Here is a 21,797-nt window from a genome sequence, read left to right on the forward strand (position 1 = left end):
CTGCGCTGTCTTTTCCAGTAAGCTCCTTGAAACCGGCTGAAATCGTACCGAACGGTTCAGTTCCAGTCTAGAGAATTTTGCATTTACTGTACTACCCGGTTCACTAAGGGATTGAGGATATAAATGAAGGTGCGTACTGAAGCACGCCGCGAAGCCATCATCGATGCCGCAGCAAGTGTCTTCCTTGAAATGGGCTACGAACGTGCGTCGATGAATGAAGTCACCAAACGGATGGGCGGCTCCAAAGCAACGATCTACAGCTACTTCCCCTCCAAGGAGGAGCTGTTCATCGCCGTGGTCAACAGGGTTGCAACCGCTCATCTTGCCGAGGCCGTTTCGGAACTGGCGATCTCTGTCGACAAGGACACAGATGCAGAATTAGACCTGCGAACGCTGTTCACGCGCTTCGGGGAGCGAATGTTGATGGTACTCATCAATGATGACAGCGCGTTGGCGGTGTACCGCATGGTAGTGGCCGAATCCGGGCACTCCGACATCGGCACAATGTTCTATGACTCAGGCCCCAGGGAATTCCTGCAAACGGTGACGACGCTGATGAATGCGGCCATGCAACGTGGCCAGCTACGTACCACTGATCCGCATATCGCAGCGCTGCAACTCACCTCGCTGCTGACCGCGGAAACCGACATTCGCCTCTATCAACAAACACCCGCACGCTTGAGCGTCGAGCAGATTCAAAGCATGGTCAAACGAGCAATTGATACTTTTATGCTGGGCATGGAAAAGCGCTGATTCACCGGGCTGCGACAGGTAGCCCTCTTTAAATGCTGGTTAAAATGTAAAGCTGCCAGGCCGTGACATATTTGCTTACCATTTATTCGGACAACCTGATTCAAACCTCGATTCCGGGCCCGTATAGCTCGTCAAGAAAACCCGAAGGCAGGCGATAGCCTATTGCCCACTTCGGAGAAATAATAATGATCCTGCGAAAACTCAATCTTGCACCGCGTTCGGCTTTATGCTTCGGTATTTTTTGCCTGATGATCGTTGCACTGGGCCTACTGGCTTTGCGTCAGGCAGCACTTCTCAACACAGCAGAAAAATTCATCGAAACCAACGTGCTACCCAGCGTAAAACTGCTCGGCTCTCTGGACAGGGAGTTTATCGGTATCAGGGGCAATAACGCCCGACTTCGTAACCCCCTTGAGCCGCAGGATCGCAGGACCAAGGCACTTAGCGACATTCAGCAGGCCCGCTCGCTGATTGCCGGTCTTTCGGACTCTCTCAGCAAACTGATCGTTACCCCTCAAGGGCGTCAGGCATTCGACGAGCTCCGCAAAGCCAACGCCGACTATCAAACAGCCCAGGATCGCTACCTGGCCTCTGTTGCAGCGGGCAATCTGGAAGGGGCAGTTGCCATTTCCAATGGCGACATGAAAGTTGCGGCGGATCAGGTCGAAAACACACTGAAAAAACTCATCGGCATCAACGACAGCAAAGCGGAAAAAGCGGGTGATCAAGCCGAATCTGCTTATCAGCAAACCTTGTTGATGGTGAGTATTTTTATCGCGGTCGGCGTGATTACTACCCTGCTGCTGGCCTGGATGTACACCCGCAGCCTGACTCAGCCGATCGGTGAGTCGCTGAACATTGCGCAACGCATTGCGGCCAATGACCTGAGCAAAGATATTCCACAAGACGGCAGTGATGAAGCGGCCAGACTGATCGCCGCACTGGCGTTGATGCAAGCCAACCTGCGCAGTGCCCTGACTCTCATCGGCGACTCGTCCACCCAACTGGCCGCTACTTCCGAAGAGATGCACGCAGTCACCGAAGATGCATCGCGCACCATTCAGCGTCAGAGCAATGAGATCGAAATGGCAGCTACGGCCGTCAACCAGATGAGCGCGGCGGTAGAGGAAGTGGCCAGCAACGCCGCATCGGCATCGGAAGTGACGTCTCAATCGAGCACCGCAGCCATGGCCGGACGTGCGCAGGTCGATGAGACTGTCACGGCGATCAACCTGATGGTCTCCAAAGTGCAGATCACCTCAACCGAGGTGCAGGGCCTGGCGGTCATGGCAACGGACATCAGCAAGGTGCTGGATGTGATCCGCGCCATCGCCGAACAAACCAACCTGCTGGCACTCAACGCTGCGATCGAGGCGGCCCGTGCAGGCGAAGCAGGGCGAGGTTTTGCCGTGGTCGCGGACGAAGTACGCGCATTGGCACACCGCACCCAGCAATCGACCCGCGAAATCGAACAGATGGTCGGCTCTATTCAGACCGGCACCGGCAACGCTGTCACTGCCATGGAGCAGACCAGCGTTCAGGCACACAAGACCCTGGAGATGGCCAATGGCGCCGGCAAGGCGCTACTCGAAATTACCGACTCCATCAGCCAGATCAACGAACGCAATCTGATGATCGCTACCGCTGCCGAAGAACAGGCCCAGGTTGCTCGTGAGGTCGACAGGAGCCTGGTCAGCATTCGTGACCTGTCCAGTCAGACGTCCGAGGGCTCCAATCAGACCGCCATCGCCACTGCCGAGTTGTCGACGCTGGCGTCAGGCCTGAACCGTCTTACCAAGCAGTTCCGCGTTTAAGCTCTATCGCCGGGAAGCGCGCTTCCCGGCATCTCCCCTTGTCGAATGGCCTGCCCTGATCTAAGTTGTACGACGACAGATGAATTACTCATCTGCGCGGGCTTCGCTCACATTCAATAACGACAAGAAAAAGGGATGAACATGAAAAAGCTGACACTGCTAATGGCGTTTCTGTGCCTGTTTACCGGCTACGCCGCTGCGGCAACTTCTGACGAGACTGATGTTGCCGAGGCGGTAGACAAACTCACGCAAGCCATGTGGCACAAGGACATAAAGCAACTCAATGCGCTGACCGCCGACAACCTCACATACGGACACTCCAGCGGCACCATTCAGGACAAGAAAGCGTTCATCGCAGACATCGAGACCGGCAAGAGCGCCTTTAACGAACTGAAGATGCTCAATCAGAAAATCATTCTTTCCGTCGATACTGCCCTGGTGCGCAATCATTTCTCGGCACAGGCAGTGAACAGCGGCAAGGTTGTGCCGACCGAAATCGAGAACTTCCAGATCTGGCAAAAGCAGAATGGCCAATGGCTGCTCATCGGCCGTCAGGCATTCCGCTTCTAAACCCACCGGTTCAAGGCAGCAGCAGGCGCTACTGCTGCGTGCCGAACATCGTCGTCCAGTAAATCCCTGCGTCACTTTTCGGGTCCATCGCGTAGGCTGCTCCCAACTCGCGGAAATCAGGACTCATCAGGTTGGCGCAGTGGCCGGGGCTCAGCAGCCAGCCATCCACCACCTTGCGCGCGCTGTCCTGGCCTGCAGCGATGTTCTCACCGACCTGCTGGCCTATATAGCCAGCAAGTTCGGCCCGATCGCCAGGCGTACGGCCGTCGCGATCCTTGTGGTCAAAAAAGTTCTGATTGGCCATTGCCTGCGAATGACGTTGTGCGGCACTGCCCAGAACAGCGTTCCAGACCAGTGGCGTGGTAGAAGCGAAGGATTGCGTTCCGCACTGACGCGCCTGGGTACGGGCGTTATTGACCATTTCCAGAATTTTTTGCCCTTCTACCTGCCAATCGCCAAGACGCGAAGCCACCAGCGAGCGTGCCAGGACAATGCGCCAGTCTCGCCCCTGCCGGCTAACCCCGATGTCGACAAATTGCGGGTCCAGCACTACCCGGCAAAAACTCTCCAGCACCGCTTTAAGTGCCGAGTCAGCGTCATTTGGGCCGGACAGACTGATCGCCTGCACAGTGACCATTGGATAGGAGGCACGCGTCAGCGCCTGTTGCAGGTCCAGATTGCCACTGGCGGGCAGCACCAGACGTGCATCACTGGTCAGTGGCGGCAGTTCCATGGATACCTGCTCGCCACAGCGCTGTGCCTGACCACGATAGGCGTTGATGGATTCGATCAGTTGCGTATCGTCGCTGGCCAACGCAGCACTGGCAAAGATTGCAGAGCACAGCACGGCCACAAATGATAACGATACTCTCGGGAGCGACAGGCACAGGGTGTTGAAAATGACAGGCATGAAAAGTCTCTCTCGGGCTGAGTCCGCCTATGATGCGCGAAATGACCCGGTCGGGCGCAACGCCTTTTTCATGTCAGTGCGGAAATTAGCCACCGAAAACGCAAAGACGTGCGCCAGACAGTACCGCGTTGAAACGACTCAAAGCTTGAAGTTGGCGACCAGCGAATTGAACGAGGTGGCCAGTCGCGACAGTTCCTGGCTCGAAGCGCTGGTCTGGTTGGCACCTGCGGCGCTCTGGGTCGAAAGGTCCTGAATGTTGATCAGGTTGCGGTCCACCTCGCGGGCGACCTGGGCCTGCTCTTCGGAAGCCGAAGCAATGACCAGGTTGCGCTCGTTGATGGTCGCCACACCCAGGGTGATTTTTTCCAGCGCGGCACCGGCACGCAGCGCCAGCTCCTGAGTATTGGTGGCCAGAGACAGGCTCTTGCCCATCGCAGCGACGGCGCCATCGGCTCCGGACTGCACGGTGCTGATCATGCCTTCGATTTCCACTGTCGAGGCCTGGGTACGGTGTGCCAGGGCACGAACCTCATCAGCCACCACCGCAAAACCACGACCCTGTTCGCCGGCACGCGCGGCTTCGATGGCGGCATTCAACGCCAGCAGGTTGGTCTGTTCGGCGATACTGCGAATCACGTCCAGCACCTTGCTGATTTCCCGCACATGCCCGGCCAGTTCTGACACAGCGCCGGTGGACTCGGTGATCTCGTGCACCATGGTGGTGATGCCCTTGACCGTATGATCCACCTGACCACGTCCATCGACTGCATCATCGGTTGCAGCCTTCGACGCCTCGGACGTCGACACCGCATTACGCGCCACTTCTTCCACGGCAGCAGTCATCTGATTCACGGCAGTCGCAGCCTGCTGGATTTCGTCGTTCTGGCGAGTCAGTCCGCGGGTGCTTTCATCGGTAACGGCGCTCAATTCTTCGGCAGCAGAGGCTAACTGGTCTGAAGCACTGGCAATTTGTTGAATGGTATTTTTCAGACCGGTCTGCATGTCGGACAGTGCGTCCAGCAGTTGTCCGGCCTCATCGCCACGATCAGAAACAATCGGTTGGGTCAGGTCGCCACCGGCAATGCGCTGAGCACTTGCTACCGCGACCGCCAACGGCCGGGTAATCATGCGGGTGATCAACAGCCCCAACATGATTGCCACCAGAAAGGCGATGACTACGCCGATTTCAAGCATCATCACCGAAGAATTCCGAAGATCGGCAGCAGCCGCAGCACCCTCTTTGATCTGACGGTTGTTGGAATCAATCATAATGCGCAAATAGCTGCGCACCTTGGTAAAGCCTTCCGAAGACAGTGTGTTCAGTCGGGTGCGGGCAGCGTCGTAATCACCGGCCTTGATCAGATCGACAACCTGCTGGGCTCCGGCAACGTAGCCGGGCATCATCAGCTCAAACTGGTCACCGGCGGCACGCTCGTCATCTTCCAGCGGCGTGGCACGGTAAATCGCGAATACCCTCTGTGCGCGAGCCAGATCTTCGCTCAACGCCTGTCGAACACGTTCCTTGTCGGCTTCAGGAACACCGCCATCCTGCGCATCCAGCAAACGGTACAGTCCACGGTTGTGAGCGGTGAGGCTGGTCAGCGTTTCATTAGTGTTGCTGACAGAAACAAGGTTGTTGGAAAAGGTAAGCTCAAGCGCGTTGCCCAAGCGGGTAACCCCGACCATGCCCAGGCCGCCAACGGCCAGTGTGATCAGTGCACAAACAATGAATGCCGAAAGAAGCTTGGTCGAAAACTTGGACTGACGCAGGAAATTCATGGGGCTTACCTGTTGCTGAATGAGGGGCGACATCCGTGCCTGAGAGTGACCAAATAGTCGTGATGTCATAATGACTTCACTCCATTTGGATCGTTCCAACGCACTCCCCACTTTTTGATAGATAGCGCTTGTGCAACTACTTCCGTCTATCAATACAGGTCTGCCTGCGCGACACCCTGGCTGTCAGTGCAGCCTTGACGCTTGCGCAACACCTTCCGGCACGCCACGATTTTCAAGACGCTGCTCGGCGAACGCCCTGGCATCCCGGGTCATACGGTCGAGATGACGGTCACGCTGCTTCTCTGCATCGACCATCGCTCTCTTGCCGTGCTGTTTGAGCAAGTACGCATGAATCTGACGCACTTCTACCGAGCTGTAGATCGGAGCGATGTCCATGACCGCAAGCAGGCCATCCGTTCCATGATCCAGCGTGTTCATGATGACCTGCGGGCCGCGTGCGCCCAGGACCTGGAAGCCCAGCGCTTCGAAATACGCCACTTTGCCCACCACGCAATACAGTTCTGCGTGCGGGTAGCGGCCGACCATCTTATTCAGCATCGAGCGTGCAATGCCCTGGCGACGATGGCTTTCGCGCACCGCCATATAGGCCACGGCACAAGCCTGTGGATCATCCTGCACAGGCAGGTACAGTAAAAACCCCAATACGGTTTCCGGGTCCTCATCGTCCAGCGCGACGATCAGTTCGACCTCCAGGTTTTGCGAGCCGTCCATGGCGTTCAGGTAGAGATGCACCTCATACCCCACGCCATACTGATACAGGTTGTACAGCGGATTGCTCGGCGCAATGGCTACCATGCTGATGTCGGTCACGTAGTCCACGACCATCTGCTGGATCTGGCTACGGATGAACTCCGGTGGCGGGGTTTGTAGCAACATGATGGTGGGCATGAGACGAGGGGCTCCATTAAACGCGGCGTGGCTGCACAAGGTGTGGCCACATGATAGCGCGTCAACGCTTTCAAAACCGATAATGTCACTTTGCCGCAGGATAACTTAGTTGTAACTTATACGACGACCTCAGAAGACAATATCAAAAAGCCAGCAATCTTGAATGTCACATTATTTAGTTGCACGATCGTTCCACACCGGGACGCCAGGACTTTATTATTGACGAGCTTTCAAAATGATAATGATTGCTATTATCCTTTAACAGCGTGATTAAACGTGTCTTTTATTAACACCAACATTTAATAAAAAATCCTTTAATTTCATGTCCATACATAACTAAAACCATGATTTTTTTATACGTTCACCTGTAGCCCGTCTTCCTCATAGCCAAGGAAATTATTCAACTAATTGGGAAAGTTTTTTACTCGGTTCCTCTCCCCTCTCAGTATTTATCTTAATCACCCCGATATATTTTTATAATCACCGCCCTGCCCTCACGCGCCTAAGATAAACCGGCCTACTAAAAATATGAGGGATTCAAAATGCCGTTATTAAACTGGTCCAGACATATGGTGTGTCTGACTGCAGTCGGTCTCGTTACTGTTCCGACCGCCTATGCAGCAGACACCCTGACTCGCGACAATGGTGCCGTCGTCGGCGACAATCAGAACTCTCAGACTGCAGGCGCCCAAGGGCCTGTCCTGCTGCAAGATGTGCAGCTGTTGCAAAAGCTGCAGCGCTTTGATCGCGAGCGTATTCCGGAGCGCGTGGTCCACGCTCGCGGCACGGGTGTCAAAGGTGAGTTCACCGCATCGGCCGATATCAGCGATCTGAGCAAAGCCACGGTGTTCAAATCGGGCGAAAAAACCCCGGTCTTCGTGCGCTTTTCCTCCGTTGTCCATGGCAACCACTCGCCTGAAACCCTGCGCGACCCACACGGCTTCGCCACCAAGTTCTACACGGCAGACGGTAACTGGGACCTGGTAGGCAACAACTTTCCAACCTTCTTCATCCGTGACGCCATCAAGTTCCCGGACATGGTCCACGCCTTCAAGCCTGACCCGCGTACCAACCTGGACAACGATTCGCGTCGCTTTGACTTCTTCTCGCATGTTCCAGAAGCCACCCGTACGCTGACACTGCTGTATTCAAATGAGGGTACGCCTGCAGGCTATCGCTTCATGGACGGCAACGGCGTACACGCCTACAAACTGGTGAATGCCAAAGGCGAAGTGCACTACGTCAAGTTCCACTGGAAGACCCTGCAAGGCATCAAGAACCTTGATCCGAAAGAAGTCGCTCAGGTCCAGTCCAAGGACTACAGCCACCTGACCAACGATCTGGTCGGTGCCATCAAAAAAGGCGATTTCCCGAAATGGGACTTGTACGTTCAGGTCCTGAAGCCTGAAGAGCTGTCGAAATTCGACTTCGACCCACTGGACGCCACCAAGATCTGGCCTGATGTCCCTGAGAAGAAAATCGGTCAGATGGTCTTGAACAAGAACGTCGACAACTTCTTCCAGGAAACCGAACAGGTCGCCATGGCCCCGGCTAACCTGGTTCCTGGTATCGAGCCTTCCGAGGACCGTCTGCTGCAAGGCCGTGTGTTCTCCTACGCCGACACCCAGATGTATCGCCTGGGCGCGAATGGTCTGAGCCTGCCGGTCAACCAGCCCAAGGTTGCGGTGAACAACGGTAATCAGGACGGTGCTCTGAATACCGGTCACACCACCAGCGGCGTTAACTATGAGCCGAGCCGTCTGGAGCCACGTCCAGCCGACGAAAAAGCGCGCTACAGCGAACTGCCGATCAGCGGCACCACCCAGCAGGCGAAGATCACGCGTGAGCAGAACTTCAAGCAGGCGGGTGATCTGTATCGCTCCTACAGCCCTAAAGAGAAGACCGACCTGGTACAGAGCTTTGGCGAGTCGCTGGCTGACACCGACACCGAAAGCAAGAACATTATGCTGTCGTTCCTGTACAAGGCAGATCCGGACTACGGCACTCGGGTAACCGAAGTCGCCAAGGGCGATCTGAGCAAGGTCAAGTCGCTGGCTGCAAGCCTCAAAGACTGATGATCTGATGTCCCGCTCCGGCGTTCACGACGCCGGGGCGGTTCCAGCCAGGAGAACGCCTTTGAAAAATCTGATCTATGCCTTGCTGCTGTTTGCTGCAGCCGCAAACGCAACCCCACCCGCCCCGGCACCCGCTTCCGAACTGACCGCTGAACAGACCGCCAGCCAGTTGCGCACGCTGTTTTTCGACGCGTCCCGTGAAGGCAACAACCCGATGCTGGACACCTTCATCGAAGCCCATTACGACCTCAACGTGCGTGACGAACAGGGCTATACCGGCCTTATTCTGGCCGCCTATCACGGCCATGAAGATTCGGTGGAACGCCTGATCAATGCCGGTGCTGACCCTTGCGCCAAGGACAATCGCGGCAACACTGCACTGATGGGCGCGATTTTCAAGGGTGAACTGAGCATCGCCAAGCGCCTGGTTCAGGCCGACTGCGGCCCAAACCTGACCAACAATGCCGGGCAGACGGCGGCCATGTACGCGGCGCTGTTCAAACGCACTGAAGTGCTCAAGGCGTTGACCGACCAGGGTGCCGACCTGACCATCCGTGACAGCATGGGCAACGACGTGCAGGGCTTGTCGAAAGGTGAATTCCAGACGCTGCCTGCCCGCTGACGTTTTTTGGACTCAATCCTTGCGTTCGATCATTTCGTAGATGCGGCTGGCGAACGCGTCCATGGTGAACGGCTTGGTGAGCACCCACATCCCCGGATCCAGATGGCCGTTACCAATGATGGCGTTCTCAGCATAACCGGTGATGAACAGCACTTTAAGGTCTGGTCGAATGATGCGCGCAGCATCCGCCAGTTGCCGACCGTTCATGCCGCCAGGCAACCCGACGTCGGTTACCAGCAGGTCGATACGCATATCGGACTCCAGCATCTTCAGCGCAGACGCGCCCTCGCCCGCCTCGATCGGGATATACCCCTGATCCTCCAGCACTTCGGCCACCAGCATGCGGATGGTCGGCTCATCGTCGACAATCATCACCGTACGCTCGGTCTGCGCAGGCGCCGATTCGCAAGTCTCGACAGCCTCGACCTCTTCCGGAGCCCCAAGGTAATGACGCGGCAGGTACAGGCACATGGTCGTGCCCTGCTCAGGTTCAGAGTAGATACGCACCTGCCCACCGGACTGGCGCACAAAACCGTACACCATCGACAATCCCAGACCCGTGCCCTGCCCGAGTGGCTTGGTGGTGAAAAACGGGTCGAACGCGCGGTTGATAACCTCAGGCGACATGCCGGTACCGGTGTCACTGACACACAGCGACAGGTATTGCCCCGGTGTCAGGTCCCGGCTCTGGGAGCCGCGCTCGTCAATCCACCGGTTAGCGGTTTCGATGGTGATTCGCCCGCCTCGCGGCATGGCATCCCTGGCATTGATACACAGGTTCAACAGCGCATTTTCCAGTTGCGGGGCGTCAATGAACGTCGACCATAACCCGACTGAGGTCACGACTTCCAGCGTGATGTGAGGTCCGACCGTACGTCGAATCAGCTCTTCCATCCCGATCACCAGCCGGTTGATGTCGACCGCCTTGGGGTCAAGCGTTTGTCGACGTGAAAACGCCAGCAGCCGGTGAGTCAGCGACGCTGCACGCTTGGATGCATCCTGCGCAGCCCCTATGTAGCGATCTATTTCAGTGAAACGGCCCTGGCTCATGCGCGTCTTGAGCAGTTCCAGCGAGCCGGTGATACCGGTCAGCAGGTTGTTGAAGTCGTGGGCGATACCGCCAGTCAACTGACCGACCGCTTCCATCTTCTGCGACTGGCGCAAGGCATCCTCAGCCTGAGCCAGGCGTTCCTGCTCGCGCAACCGTTCGCTGACATCGTAGGCAAACAGATACGCGCCAATGGCCTGGCCTTGTGCATCGCGAAGCGTGCTGTAACGCATTTCGAAGTGGCTGGCCGGATCCTTCGAATCGCTGAAGCTGACGCTTTCGGCAAACTCCTCGCCTGCCAACGCCCGCGTCCAGCGCTGCTTAAGGCCCGCTTTGCTCTGCGGACAGTCGTCCAGCAGGTCGAGCATATTGTCGCCTACCTGAGGACGGACGCCAAAAAGACGCTCGAACTCGCGTAGCGCTGAGCCATTGATGGCCATCCAGCGGTAATTGGCGTCGATGACATGGATGAATGCATTGGTGCCATTGACGACATCGGCGAGCACATTGCGCTCGGCGACGGCCTCGACAATACGAGCCTCCAGCGTTTCATTCATCTGCTGTAACGCCAGCTCTGCGCGCTTGCGTTCGGTGATGTCTTGAAACAACACCGCTACCTGCTTGCGGCTGGCCGGCTCGATGCGGAACGCGGTCAGTGCCAGGTAGCGCCCGGTCGCCACCAGCTCGCGCTCGAAGCGGACCGGCTCACCGGTGCGCAATACCTTGCCGTAGAACTCGACCCAGCCATCCGCCTCTTCGCGAACCATCTCGCGCAGCTTCTTGCCCACCACATTGGGAATACCCGCGTGATACTCGTAAGCCGGGTTGGCTTCAATATGAATGTAATCGCTCAACGGGCCGTGCGGGCCGTCAAAGAACTCGATGATGCAAAAGCCTTCATCCATCGCGTTGAACAGAAAACGATAACGCTCCTGAGAGTGCGCCAGGGCGTTTTCGGCCTCCTGACCACTGACGCTCAGGCGCTCTTTAAGCGAGGCGTTTTCCTGCTCCAGAGCCGATAATCGGCTCTGGAGATGTTGTAGATCTGTCGGGGTCACGGCGGAGGCACCTGCGGTGTGGGTTGCGCCGCGTTCCCTTCAGGCAGGGCGGCACGAGCACGCTACGAGAAAAAACGCTCAGTTGCAAAAATAATGGCATTTTGCATTCGAAAATCGATGATTTTCGAAAGTCAGGGCGGTATGTGCTTCTCGATACAGCCAGAGCGAGCCCGGCCGAGCAGCCCTCCAACAGCACACAACGTCAGCTCATTCCGATCCTGCTGTTCGCAGAAGCAACCATTCATCCACGACCTGGCCCATGTTTTTGGGCTCGCCATCAGTGATCCACGCCATGAATGGCCGGTCGAACCTGAACGACGGCCCGCATTGTCCGGTCATGAAGCGCCTCACGTTCTGCGTATTTCGGTAGCGGTCGTCCACCGGGGTATCACGTGTAACAGGATCGGAGTGCCAGTCGAATGTCATGCGTTACCCTACCCGACAGTGTTGAAAGTCTGTGCTTTATAGCTGGAAATCAGCAAGCCCCGCGACTGCTGGCTGCCGGTTATGAGAGCCGATCCGTTTACTCTCCGGCAAACGGCACCAGCGACTCCAGCAGCCATGCACCTGCTGGCCCCAGGCTGCGCTGGAATGACCAGATGACATCGACCGCCGAGCGACGCGGCCAGCCCGAGACTTTCAGCTCTTTGAGCAGCCCGCCCGAATAGCGCGACACCAGCCAGCGCGGCAACGCCGACCAGCCAAAACCGAAGGCAGCCATGTCCATCAACAGCAGGTAATTGGGCGCTGACCAATGACGATGGCCGCTGGTGGGCAGGTCGTCGGTGGGGATGCTGTGCTCGACCAGCGTGTTGAGGCGCAGTGCGCGGTAACCCGCCAGTTGCTGATAATCGACCCGTTCCAGCGCGGCAAGCGGATGTTTATGCGAGACGAACAGACCGAAATCGGCACTTTCGTCGATGGTCGCGTGACCGATCTCCGGTGGGTAGCTGGCTTGCGCCGACAGCAGCCCCAATGATGCCCTGCCCGACTGCACCAGGCTGATGGCATCACCGTGCTCGGCGAATACGCATTCCATCTCCAGCTCTGGAAAGCGCTGATCCAGCTCGGTCATCAGCCGTTCGAAATCAGCGAACTGGTTGGCGTCCGACAGCACCAGCGTCAGCCTTGGCTCGACGCCTGCCGCAAGCCTTGCAGCAGCCCGGCGCAGTCGGTCCGAGGCGCACAACAGGTCATCGACACGGCCAAGCATGACCCGCCCGGCTTCAGTCAGAACCGGTTGCCTGGAAGAGCGATCGAACAGCTCCAGCCCAAAATCGATCTCCAGGCGGGCAATTGCTTCACTGATCGTCGACTGACTCTTGCCCAGACGGCGTGCAGCTGCACTGAACGAACCCAGCGCGGCAATCTGGGCGAAGGCTTCCAGGGCTTCCGGTGAATAACTCATGACACTCTCTTATCGGCTTTACCGATGGTATTGATTTTCAGGTTAACGTAAACACCGATGATAATGCTGCCACCCACGAGCACAAAGGACGGTCTTATCATGAGCAACAGCCCACAACACGCCAGCCAGCACGCATCCGTAGCGTCCAAGACCCTGCGTGAAAGGGCGCTGCACGCCAGCCTCTTCGAGATCGGTGGCGTGATTCTGGTCGCACCGCTGCTGGCCTGGCTCATGAACCATTCGCTGACAATGATGGGCGCCATGACAGTGATGATCTCCACCATCGCCATGCTCTGGAACATGCTCTACAACGCCCTGTTCGACAGACTGCGCAACAGGTACGGGTTTGCCATGAGCCTGACCACTCGCGTGCTGCACGCAACAGGTTTCGAAGCCGGACTGATTCTGGCCGTCGTGCCACTGGCCGCATGGTGGCTGACGATCAGCCTGATGGAAGCATTCTGGCTGGATATCGGTCTGCTGCTGATGTTTCTGCCTTACACCATGCTGTTCAATTGGGCCTACGACGCACTGCGTGAACGTGTAGTGCAGCGGCGTATGGCCAGGTGTGAGGTGCCTTGAGAGGAGAGGCCTGCGCGGGCGCTCAGGCATCAGCTATATAGATGCACCGCATCAGTTCTTCTCACTGGATTATCAAATCAGCTCCGTTGCAAACTGTCGCCCAATGACCACGGCAAGGACACCCTTCAATGACAACTGAAATAATCAAACTGGCGGCATTCAGCGATGGCGATCGCGGTGGAAACCCGGCAGGCGTGTGGATTGGCGATGCGCTGCCCGATGACGTCGTCATGCAGCAGCTTGCCGCCGAGGTCGGCTTTTCCGAAACCGTGTTTGCCGCTCCTGTGGAAGGTTGCTGGCGTGTGCGTTATTTCTCGCCGCTGGCAGAGGTCCCGTTCTGCGGACACGCGACCATCGCTTTGGGCGCAGCGCTGGCGGCACGGCAAGGCGACGGCGTGTTCAACCTGACGCTCAATCAGGCGCAGATCACTGTCGAGGGTCATGCGCAAGGCTCCCTGACTTCGGCAGCACTGCAATCGCCACCGACCTTCAGCAAGCCGATCAGCGCGCAGTTGCTGGAAGAGGCCCTGGCGCTATTCGGCTATACGCACAACGATCTGGATGAACGCATCAAGCCAGCGCATATCAACGGCGGTGCCGGGCACCTTGTGCTCGCGCTGAACAGCCGGGCACAGCTCAAGGCTATGCACTATGACCAGCAGGCCGGTCGAGAGCTGATGGTACGCGAAGGCTGGGCGACTATTTTGCTGGTATGGGCCGAAACCGAACAGCTGTTCCACACTCGCAACCCGTTTGCCTTCGGCGGCGTTTATGAAGACCCGGCTACCGGTGCGGCCACGGCGGCCCTGGGTGGTTATCTGCGCGATATAGGCTGGCCGCACGGTGGCCTGATAGACATTATTCAGGGCGAGGACATGGGCAGCCCGTCACATCTGCGCGCGGAAATCCCCGAGCAGCCCGGGAGTTCGATCCGGGTGTCGGGGATGGCGCGCACGTTGTAGTCAGAATCAGGTCCTGAGCTTGCTGCCGCCGATAGCCACGCCCAAGAGCATCACGGCAACGATCATGAACGCCAGCTCAAGGCTGCTGACATGGGCGATGAAACCGATTGCCGCAGGACCGATCAGAATCCCGGCGTAACCAACCGTGGTGATCGCCGGAATCGCCACGCTTTCCGGCATGGTCTTCTGCCGACCGATTGCGCTGTAGCAGACCGGTACGATGTTCGAGCAACCCGCGCCTACCAATGCATACCCCAGCAGCGCCGCCTGCCAGACCGGGATCAATGTCGCGACGGCCAGCCCCGCTGCGGCACACAGCCCGCCAAGAATGATCACTCGATTGGAGCCCACCCGTTTTACCACCGCATCGCCAAACAACCGCCCCAGGGTCATGGTCGCGGCGAATACCGCATAGCCCAGTCCGGCATACGATGCTTCGACACCACGCAACGAGGTCAGGAATACCGCGCTCCAGTCAAGCATTGCGCCTTCGGCCAGAAATACGGTGAAGCACAGCAGGCCGATGAACAGCACCACGCCACGCGGGATGGCAAAGGCTGGCCCATCGGCCGGACTGCCGTAAGGCAACAGATTCGGCGCCGCTTTGGCCAGCGCAACCAACGTCAGAAATACCACGATCAGCATCGCCGTGAATGGCGAGATGCCCAGACTGAGCAAGCCGGCGACACCCGCGGCACCGACAATCCCACCGAGGCTGAACAGGCCATGGAATCCCGACATCATGGTCTTGCCGCTGGCACGCTCGACAATCACCGCCTGAACGTTGGCCGTGCAATCCACGCCCCCCATGCTCGCGCCAAACAGGAACAGCGTGGCTATGAGTAGCGGCAGACTGGATATCGTCGCCAATAGCGGTAGACACAGACAGATCAACACCGTCGAGCAGACCAGCAACCGCCGACAGCCAAACCGCGCTGCCAGCGCACCGGCCAACGGCATCGAGAGAATCGAGCCTACGCCGAGGCACAGCAACAAAAGCCCGAGCGTGCCCTCATCAAGGCCCATCCGCTGTTTGACGTAAGGCACCAGCGGCGCCCAAGAGGCGACACTGAAACCGGCAATGAAAAACGCGATACGCGTCGAAGACTGCTCCGCCCGAGCCTTGGCATCCTGGGCTGCGGTGCTGAAAGAGGTCATGCATGCTCCTTGTAATTTGCCGAGTACGGTCACACCGGCCAGCGCGACAGCCTAACAAAGCTGATCGATTAGCCAAAACCTCTGATGCACTTGCATGAGGCTCGTTCCATCGTCGTGCAAGGGCCGTCCGATTTGCAGCTTTTTGCACCTCAGGCCAGTAGACTGACGACCACGCGCACCAGACAGGTGCGCAATCTGTCGAATCAGCTGTCGCGGAGGCCGTCGTGTACAAAGGTGTGGTGCTGTCGATCCTGGCGTCAACGCTGTTCGGGGTCATGTATTTCTATACGTCACTGATGACCCCGCTCGACGGTGAAGAGATCTTCGGCTGGCGCATGCTGCTCACCGTGCCATGCGCGACGCTGTTCATGCTGGTCAGCGGAGACTGGCGGCGAGTCCGCGAAGTGACTGTCCGGCTCAGGCAGCAACCGCTGCTGATCTTCGCGCTGCTGCTGTCTTCGGTGCTGCTCGGCGCGCAGTTACTGATCTTCATGTGGGCACCGCTGCACGGGCGCAGTCTGGAGGTATCGCTGGGTTATTTCCTGCTGCCGCTGAGCATGATTCTCACCGGCCGCATCGTGTACGGCGAGCACCTTTCGTATCTGCAAAAGGTCGCGGCGGTATTTGCCATGATCGGTGTTGGCCATGAGCTATGGCGGCTGGGCAGCTTTTCGTGGGAGACGCTATTGGTCGCGGGCGGTTATCCGCTGTACTTCGTGCTGCGACGCAAGCTCAAGACCGACCACCTCGGCGGGCTCTGGTTCGACATGCTGCTGATGCTACCCATCGGCCTGTGGTTTATCGCCAACGGTCATCCACAAGCCATCCAGCAGGCACCGCTGCTGTACCTGCTGATTCCCGTGCTCGGGGTCATCAGTGCCTCGGCACTGGTCAGTTACATCGTTGCCAGCCGTTTGCTGCCGTTCAGCCTGTTCGGGTTGCTCAGTTATGTCGAGCCGGTGCTGCTGGTCGGCGTCGCCCTGTTGCTGGGCGAGAGCATCGGCCGCGATGAATGGCTGACTTACCTGCCGATCTGGCTGGCCGTCGTGGTGCTGATGATCGAAGGTGCCAAACACGTGCTGACCCAGCGCCGTCGGGATGCAGCCTGAAGCTCAGGTCTCGGTGAAACGCTCCAGTTGCATTTCCTGAAGCCGACTCAGGGTGCGCCGAAAGGCAAACGACAGATAACCCTGGGTGTACAGTTCGTCCATCGGCACAGGCGCTTCGACATACAGCGGAATGCGCCGGTCGTAACATTCGTCCACCAGCGCAATGAAACGTCGCACGCCGTCGTCGTTGGGCGATAACTGCGGCAGCTCGCGTTCGCCTGCCGTCACCTGCTCCACGCCATCCTCGGTGCCACGGGCAATCTTCGCCTCGCGCTGGGCGGCGCTGAGGGGCGGCACTTCGCTGAGCAGAATCACCGAGAAACGATCACACAACGCGATAAAATCCATCGCCGCCAGCGGTTGTTCACACAGGTCACGATAGCGGCACCACACTGCCGTATCGGAATGCTGAACCACATTGATGCTGCGATAGCCGAGCATGACCTGCGAGTCGTGAACCGGCTGGCCAGCGCTCAGCGCTTCGAATATCCCCTTCAATGCACTTGGCTGACCGGCCTGTGCAACCCAGTAACGCTGGTGCAACTGTCCGGGGTGCAGGCGATGATCCTCGCCGCCGTCGACCGCCACCACATTCATGTATTTCAGGATCGCGGCGACCGCTGGCAGGAAGCGCTCACGATTATGGCCGTGGCTGTACAACTTTTCCGGTGGCTGATTGGACGTACAGACCAGCACTACGCCCTCTTCGAACATCACTTGCAGCAACCCGCCGAGAATCACTGCGTCGCCGATGTCAGTCACGAACAACTCATCGAAACACATCACCCGCACTTCCCGCGCCAGCTCTTTGGCGACCACGGTCAGCGGCTGAGGCGTGCCCATCAGCTCGAACATGCGCTTGTGCACCCAGCGCATGAAGTGATGAAAATGCTGACGCCGGGCCGGCACGCTCAGGCTTTCGAAAAAGCGGTCCATCAACCAGGTCTTGCCGCGCCCGACCGGCCCCCACAAATAGACGCCCTGTGCCCGACCCCGCGCATCGGCCAGGTCCTCATAGCACGCCTGCAACTGTCGGGCAGCCTGCAACTGCGCCTGATCAGGCTGAAAACCACGCTGGACGGCACGTTCGTAGGCTTGCAGCGGGGAAACGGCATCCATCAGGCACACACCTTCGGTATCAGAGAAAAGACATACGGTCTAAAAACGGCTCATGCGTGCTGCACGCCGGCGCGCTTGAGCAGCCGCTTGCAGCGCTCGGACAGATGCACCACGCGCAAATGCTTGCCCGCTTTGACATAGCGCTCGCGCAAGGTCTTGAGCGCAGCAATGGCCGAGTAATCGACGAAACTCAGGTGGCGGCAATCCAGTGTCACCTGCGCCGGGTCTTCGGCCGGGTTGAACTGGTCGAGAAACGGTGTGGTCGAGGCGAAGAACAGCGTGCCATGCAGGTGGTAGACCTTGCTGCCGTCGGCTTCGACATGGCTGTCGGCGTACAGCTCACGAGCCTGCTGCCAGGCGAAGTTGATCGCCGCGATAATGATCCCGAACAGCACCGCAGTGGCCAGATCGGTGAGCACCGTGACCACGGTCACGGCAATGATCGCCAGTACGTCATTGACCGGCACCTTGCGCAGCACACGCAACGATGCCCAGGCGAAAGTCTGCTGGGCAACCACAAACATCACCCCGACCAGCGCCGCCAATGGAATGCGCTCGATCAGCGGCGACAGAAACAGCACGAACATCAGGATCATCAAACCCGCCACCACGCCCGACACACGACCGCGGCCGCCGGAACTGAGGTTGATCACCGTCTGGCCGATCATCGCGCAACCGCCCATGCCGCCGAAGGCACCGGAGACCACGTTGGCAGCGCCCAGCGCTACGCACTCACGATCCGGGTAACCACGGGTTTCGGTGATCTCGTCGGTCAGGTTCAGGGTCAGCAGGGTTTCCAGCAGGCCGACCAGCGCCATCAGGATGGCGTATGGGGCGATGATGCGCAGGGTGTCCAGGTTCCACGGAATGTCCGGCATGGCGAATACCGGCAGGCCACCGGCAATGTGCGCCATGTCGCCCAGGGTGCGGGTCGGCAGGCCGAGCAGGTAGACCGCCAGCCCGACGCTGAGGATCGCCACCAGCGCTGGCGGCGCAATGCGGGTCAGGCGTGGCAACAGATAGACAATCGCCATGGTCAGCGCCACCAGCCCGAGCATCACGTACAGCGGCGTACCGCTGAGCCATGACTCACCCACCTTGAAGTGCTCCAATTGCGCCATCGCGATGACAATCGCCAGGCCGTTGACGAAGCCCAGCATCACCGGATAAGGCACCAGCCGCACCAGTTTGCCGAGCCGCAGCAGCCCGAACAGGATCATGATCAAACCGCCCAGCAATACAGTCGCCAGCAAATATTGCACGCCGTGCTGCACCACCAGCGCGACGATCACCACCGCCATCGAACCGGCCGCGCCGGAAACCATACCCGGACGCCCGCCGAACAGTGCTGTCAGCGTACAAATGATGAACGCGCCGTAGAGCCCCATCAGCGGGTTGAGATGGGCCACCAGTGCAAAGGCAATGCACTCGGGCACCAAGGCAAAGGATGTCGTGAGCCCGGCCAGGACTTCGGCGCGTATACGGATTGATTTCATGGGTTACCTGAACCGCGCCCCGTGGAGGAAGCGCAAAAAAGGAGGCATATTACGCAAACCCGCCGCCACCGACCACCGCAGCAAGGCTTCAAAACAGCGTTCTTCGATGATCGGCGGCGACCCAAAACAACAAGGAATCATGTGATGCCAAGGAATAAGACACTGTTATGCGCGGCGCTTGTGCTGAACGCTTCCCTTGCCTGCGCTCAAGACCCGGCACCTGACCTTGATGACGTTGTGCAGCAAGCGGCGCAGCAGGTGATGCAGGAAAACAACATTGCAGGCATGTCCATCGCCATCACCCGCAACGGTACACAACAGTTCTATAACTACGGCGTCGCCTCAAAAACAATCGGCCAGCCGGTGTCCAGCGATACGTTGTTCGAACTGGGCTCGATCAGCAAAACCTTCACTGCCACACTGGCCACCTGGGCGCAGGCCAATGGGCAGTTGTCGCTGACCGACAGCATCGACACCTACCTGCCGCAATTGAATGACACACGCCTGGGCAAAATACCGGTCTTTCACCTCGGCACCCACACAGCAGGCGGCTTCCCCCTTCAAGTGCCCGAAAAGGTGCAGAACACTCGCCAATTGATGGACTATTTCAAGGCCTGGCAGCCCGACTACCGGCCCGGCACCCACCGCACTTATGCCAACCCCAGTGTGGGCCTGCTCGGCATGGTTGCGGCGCGCAGCATGAAGCTGCCATATGAAAAAGCCCTCCAGCAGCGCCTGTTTCCGGCGCTGAACCTGAGCAACACCTACGTGAACGTGCCCGACGAAAAGCAAAAGCTTTATGCGCAGGGCTACAACAAACTCGACGAACCGGTCAGGGTTAACCCAGGTCCTCTGGCGAGTGAAGCCTACGGCGTGAAATCGAGTGCTCGGGACATGATTCGTTTTGTCGAGGCACACCTTGGGCCTGGTCAGTACGACGCGCCGCTGCAACGCGCTCTCAGTGACACACGGATCAGCTATTTCAAAGTCGGCGGCATGACTCAGGACCTGATCTGGGAGCAGTATCCGATGCCGGTTGGCTTGGGGCAGCTGCTTGAAGGCAACGCCAGTGTCATGCTGAACACCCTCAAAACCGAAGTAATCGAGCCGCCGCAGGCAGCGCAATCTGCGGTCTGGGTCAACAAGACCGGATCAACCAACGGTTTCGGTGGCTATGTCGCGTTCATACCGGAAAAACAGCTCGGCATCGTGATTCTGGCCAACAAGAACTATCCGAATGAAGAACGGGTAAGGCTGGCCTACCGGATTCTCGGCGAGTCCGGCTGCTGTTCAAAGCCCTGAAAAAAGCCCTGCTCCCCCGGCAGCTTCGATTTCAAGCAGCTTGCGCTTGCGCTCGACACCCCAGCGATAACCGGATAACGACCCGTCGCTGCGCACGACCCGATGACAGGGAATGGCAACTGCCAGCGTGTTGGCGCCGCACGCATTCGCCACTGCGCGAACTGCGCTGGGCATACCGATACGCGTGGCGATATCGGTGTAGGTTGCGGTCGATCCGGCAGGTATATCCCTGAGCGCCTGCCATACCCGCTCCTGAAAAACCGTGCCGCGGATGTCCAGCGGCAGCGCGAGTCCGGTCGCAGGCGACTCGACAAAGCCCACGACCCTGGCGACAAGTTGTTCAAACTCTTCATCCCCGCCGATCAGGTTGGCATTGGGGTACTGATCCTGAAACTTTTCGACCAGCACATTGGGGTCTTCTCCGAGTGAAATGGCGCAGATACCCTTGGGGCTTCTGGCCACCAGAATCGAACCCAGCGAGCTTTCACCCAGTGCAAACCTGATGTCGACATTGGCCCCGCCTGCCCGGTACTCAGAAGGTTTCATGCCCAGCATTTTTTGCGAAGCCTCATAGAATCGGCTGTTGGAGTTGAAACCTGCTTCATACAGCGCACTGGTGATGGTCACATCGTGGGAAAGCTGGACTTTCACTCGCGAGCGCAAGGAAGCGACGCTGTAGGCTTTGGGCGTCAACCCGGTGAGCTTCTTGAAAGTGCGGTGAAAATGAAAACTGCTCATCCCGACCTTTTCCGCAAGCGCAGCGAGATTGGGCATCGAGTCGCAGGCGTCTATCAGCCTGCAGGCTTCGGAAACGGCCGAAGCATGCTTGAGGTCCACGCTTTGCTGATCACTGCCACTGCGCCGCGACAGGCGAAACCCGGCAGCTTCAGCCTCGCTCGCCGAAGAAAAGAACACGACGTTTTCCGGCCTTGGAAGTTTGCTAGGGCTGCCGGGCTTGCAATAGATACCGGTTGTCAGCACACCGTAGACGAAGTCAGCGCCCGCGCCTGAACGACGATTGAGCAGGATCTCCCAGCGCGGGTCCTCTTCGGTTCGTGGCGCACGCGTTTTCAACGTGCCTTTCATGTTTTCCATGCTGATAGCCTGTCTTGGGTTTCGATGA

At 58.3% G+C, this 21,797-nt stretch carries 20 protein-coding genes and 1 pseudogene; 10 read left to right on the forward strand and 11 right to left on the reverse strand.

Features of this window, described 5'->3' with window-relative positions:
- The first annotated feature begins 123 nt into the window (after window positions 1–123).
- The 3 genes from RYA97_RS23510 (at window position 124) to RYA97_RS23520 (ending at window position 3,137) form a co-directional block, all read left to right on the forward strand.
- Window positions 124–753: a TetR/AcrR family transcriptional regulator gene (locus RYA97_RS23510; protein WP_005780575.1), complete on the forward strand. Its 630-nt coding sequence runs from the start codon at window positions 124–126 to the stop codon at window positions 751–753.
- Between the two features lie 185 nt (window positions 754–938).
- Window positions 939–2,567 (forward strand): methyl-accepting chemotaxis protein, encoded by a 1,629-nt coding sequence (locus RYA97_RS23515; RefSeq protein WP_005780572.1) that lies wholly within the window; start codon window positions 939–941, stop codon window positions 2,565–2,567.
- Between the two features lie 141 nt (window positions 2,568–2,708).
- Entirely contained in the window at window positions 2,709–3,137 is a 429-nt protein-coding gene (locus RYA97_RS23520) for a nuclear transport factor 2 family protein (protein ID WP_032637516.1), read from the forward strand.
- A gap of 28 nt (window positions 3,138–3,165) precedes the next feature.
- Here the strand turns inward: RYA97_RS23520 and RYA97_RS23525 are convergent, their stop codons facing one another.
- From RYA97_RS23525 to RYA97_RS23535, 4 genes and pseudogenes are all read right to left on the reverse strand, one after another.
- A complete protein-coding gene (locus RYA97_RS23525; protein WP_005780568.1) occupies window positions 3,166–4,047 on the reverse strand; it encodes a CAP domain-containing protein in 882 nt (293 codons plus the stop codon).
- Window positions 4,048–4,185: 138 nt separating this feature from the next.
- Complete coding sequence (locus RYA97_RS26650; protein WP_407719293.1) at window positions 4,186–5,049, reverse strand: methyl-accepting chemotaxis protein; 864 nt, start codon at window positions 5,047–5,049, stop codon at window positions 4,186–4,188.
- Window positions 5,044–5,895 (reverse strand): annotated as a pseudogene (locus RYA97_RS26655) (MCP four helix bundle domain-containing protein); the annotation flags it as partial. The gene RYA97_RS26650 and the pseudogene RYA97_RS26655, both read right to left, overlap by 6 nt.
- A gap of 114 nt (window positions 5,896–6,009) precedes the next feature.
- The gene (locus RYA97_RS23535) at window positions 6,010–6,735 is read right to left on the reverse strand and encodes a GNAT family N-acetyltransferase (RefSeq protein ID WP_005780566.1); all 726 of its coding nucleotides are present in this window, start codon (window positions 6,733–6,735) and stop codon (window positions 6,010–6,012) included.
- 569 nt (window positions 6,736–7,304) lie between these two features.
- Here RYA97_RS23535 and katB point away from each other — a divergent pair.
- Both katB and RYA97_RS23545 read left to right on the forward strand, forming a co-directional pair.
- A complete protein-coding gene (gene katB, locus RYA97_RS23540) occupies window positions 7,305–8,810 on the forward strand; it encodes a catalase KatB (protein WP_004665787.1) in 1,506 nt (501 codons plus the stop codon).
- Window positions 8,811–8,871: 61 nt separating this feature from the next.
- Window positions 8,872–9,432, forward strand: a complete 561-nt coding sequence (locus tag RYA97_RS23545; protein ID WP_005734718.1) for an ankyrin repeat domain-containing protein — start codon at window positions 8,872–8,874, stop codon at window positions 9,430–9,432.
- A gap of 12 nt (window positions 9,433–9,444) precedes the next feature.
- Here RYA97_RS23545 and RYA97_RS23550 read toward each other — a convergent pair whose 3' ends face one another.
- The 3 genes from RYA97_RS23550 to RYA97_RS23560 all read right to left on the reverse strand — a co-directional run bounded on the left by RYA97_RS23550 (window position 9,445) and on the right by RYA97_RS23560 (window position 12,946).
- Window positions 9,445–11,538 carry a PAS domain-containing sensor histidine kinase gene (locus RYA97_RS23550; RefSeq protein WP_005744516.1) on the reverse strand — a complete coding sequence of 698 codons (2,094 nt, stop codon included), beginning with the start codon at window positions 11,536–11,538 and terminating at the stop codon, window positions 9,445–9,447.
- Window positions 11,539–11,745: 207 nt separating this feature from the next.
- Window positions 11,746–11,964: a DUF6434 domain-containing protein gene (locus RYA97_RS23555; protein ID WP_005744517.1), complete on the reverse strand. Its 219-nt coding sequence runs from the start codon at window positions 11,962–11,964 to the stop codon at window positions 11,746–11,748.
- 97 nt (window positions 11,965–12,061) lie between these two features.
- Window positions 12,062–12,946: a LysR family transcriptional regulator gene (locus RYA97_RS23560; RefSeq protein WP_002554175.1), complete on the reverse strand. Its 885-nt coding sequence runs from the start codon at window positions 12,944–12,946 to the stop codon at window positions 12,062–12,064.
- Between the two features lie 99 nt (window positions 12,947–13,045).
- Between RYA97_RS23560 and RYA97_RS23565 the strand changes: the two genes are divergently transcribed.
- Together RYA97_RS23565 and RYA97_RS23570 are read left to right on the forward strand one after the other, a co-directional pair.
- Window positions 13,046–13,528 carry a multidrug/biocide efflux PACE transporter gene (locus tag RYA97_RS23565; RefSeq protein WP_016980896.1) on the forward strand — a complete coding sequence of 161 codons (483 nt, stop codon included), beginning with the start codon at window positions 13,046–13,048 and terminating at the stop codon, window positions 13,526–13,528.
- A gap of 128 nt (window positions 13,529–13,656) precedes the next feature.
- The gene (locus tag RYA97_RS23570) at window positions 13,657–14,490 is read left to right on the forward strand and encodes a PhzF family phenazine biosynthesis protein (protein ID WP_117139567.1); all 834 of its coding nucleotides are present in this window, start codon (window positions 13,657–13,659) and stop codon (window positions 14,488–14,490) included.
- A 6-nt stretch (window positions 14,491–14,496) separates the two neighbouring features.
- Here the strand turns inward: RYA97_RS23570 and RYA97_RS23575 are convergent, their stop codons facing one another.
- The gene (locus RYA97_RS23575; RefSeq protein ID WP_010197997.1) at window positions 14,497–15,648 is read right to left on the reverse strand and encodes an MFS transporter; all 1,152 of its coding nucleotides are present in this window, start codon (window positions 15,646–15,648) and stop codon (window positions 14,497–14,499) included.
- Between the two features lie 224 nt (window positions 15,649–15,872).
- On the opposite strand from RYA97_RS23575, the gene rarD reads away from it, so the two are divergent.
- Entirely contained in the window at window positions 15,873–16,757 is an 885-nt protein-coding gene (rarD, locus tag RYA97_RS23580) for an EamA family transporter RarD (RefSeq protein ID WP_005744523.1), read from the forward strand.
- A gap of 3 nt (window positions 16,758–16,760) precedes the next feature.
- On the opposite strand, the gene zapE is transcribed toward rarD, so the two are convergent.
- The gene (gene zapE, locus RYA97_RS23585; RefSeq protein ID WP_046832739.1) at window positions 16,761–17,876 is read right to left on the reverse strand and encodes a cell division protein ZapE; all 1,116 of its coding nucleotides are present in this window, start codon (window positions 17,874–17,876) and stop codon (window positions 16,761–16,763) included.
- A 50-nt stretch (window positions 17,877–17,926) separates the two neighbouring features.
- Window positions 17,927–19,372 (reverse strand): SulP family inorganic anion transporter, encoded by a 1,446-nt coding sequence (locus RYA97_RS23590; RefSeq protein ID WP_004665792.1) that lies wholly within the window; start codon window positions 19,370–19,372, stop codon window positions 17,927–17,929.
- On the opposite strand from RYA97_RS23590, the gene RYA97_RS23595 reads away from it, so the two are divergent.
- Together RYA97_RS23595 and ampC are read left to right on the forward strand one after the other, a co-directional pair.
- On the forward strand, window positions 19,371–19,517 hold the full coding sequence (locus tag RYA97_RS23595) for a hypothetical protein (RefSeq protein WP_005744526.1): 147 nt from the start codon (window positions 19,371–19,373) through the stop codon (window positions 19,515–19,517). The genes RYA97_RS23590 and RYA97_RS23595 overlap by 2 nt on opposite strands.
- Complete coding sequence (gene ampC, locus RYA97_RS23600; protein WP_005780550.1) at window positions 19,517–20,674, forward strand: class C beta-lactamase; 1,158 nt, start codon at window positions 19,517–19,519, stop codon at window positions 20,672–20,674. Before RYA97_RS23595 ends, ampC begins: the two co-directional genes overlap by 1 nt.
- Here the strand turns inward: ampC and ada are convergent.
- Window positions 20,663–21,769, reverse strand: coding sequence for a bifunctional DNA-binding transcriptional regulator/O6-methylguanine-DNA methyltransferase Ada (ada, locus tag RYA97_RS23605; RefSeq protein ID WP_005780548.1), 1,107 nt, complete (start codon window positions 21,767–21,769; stop codon window positions 20,663–20,665). The two genes, ampC and ada, sit on opposite strands and share 12 nt — an antisense overlap.
- Between the last annotated feature and the right edge of the window lie 28 nt (window positions 21,770–21,797).

It is taken from the genome of Pseudomonas syringae group sp. 26L6 (assembly GCF_032587815.1).
In the GTDB taxonomy this organism is placed as follows: Bacteria; Pseudomonadota; Gammaproteobacteria; order Pseudomonadales; family Pseudomonadaceae; genus Aquipseudomonas; species Aquipseudomonas amygdali.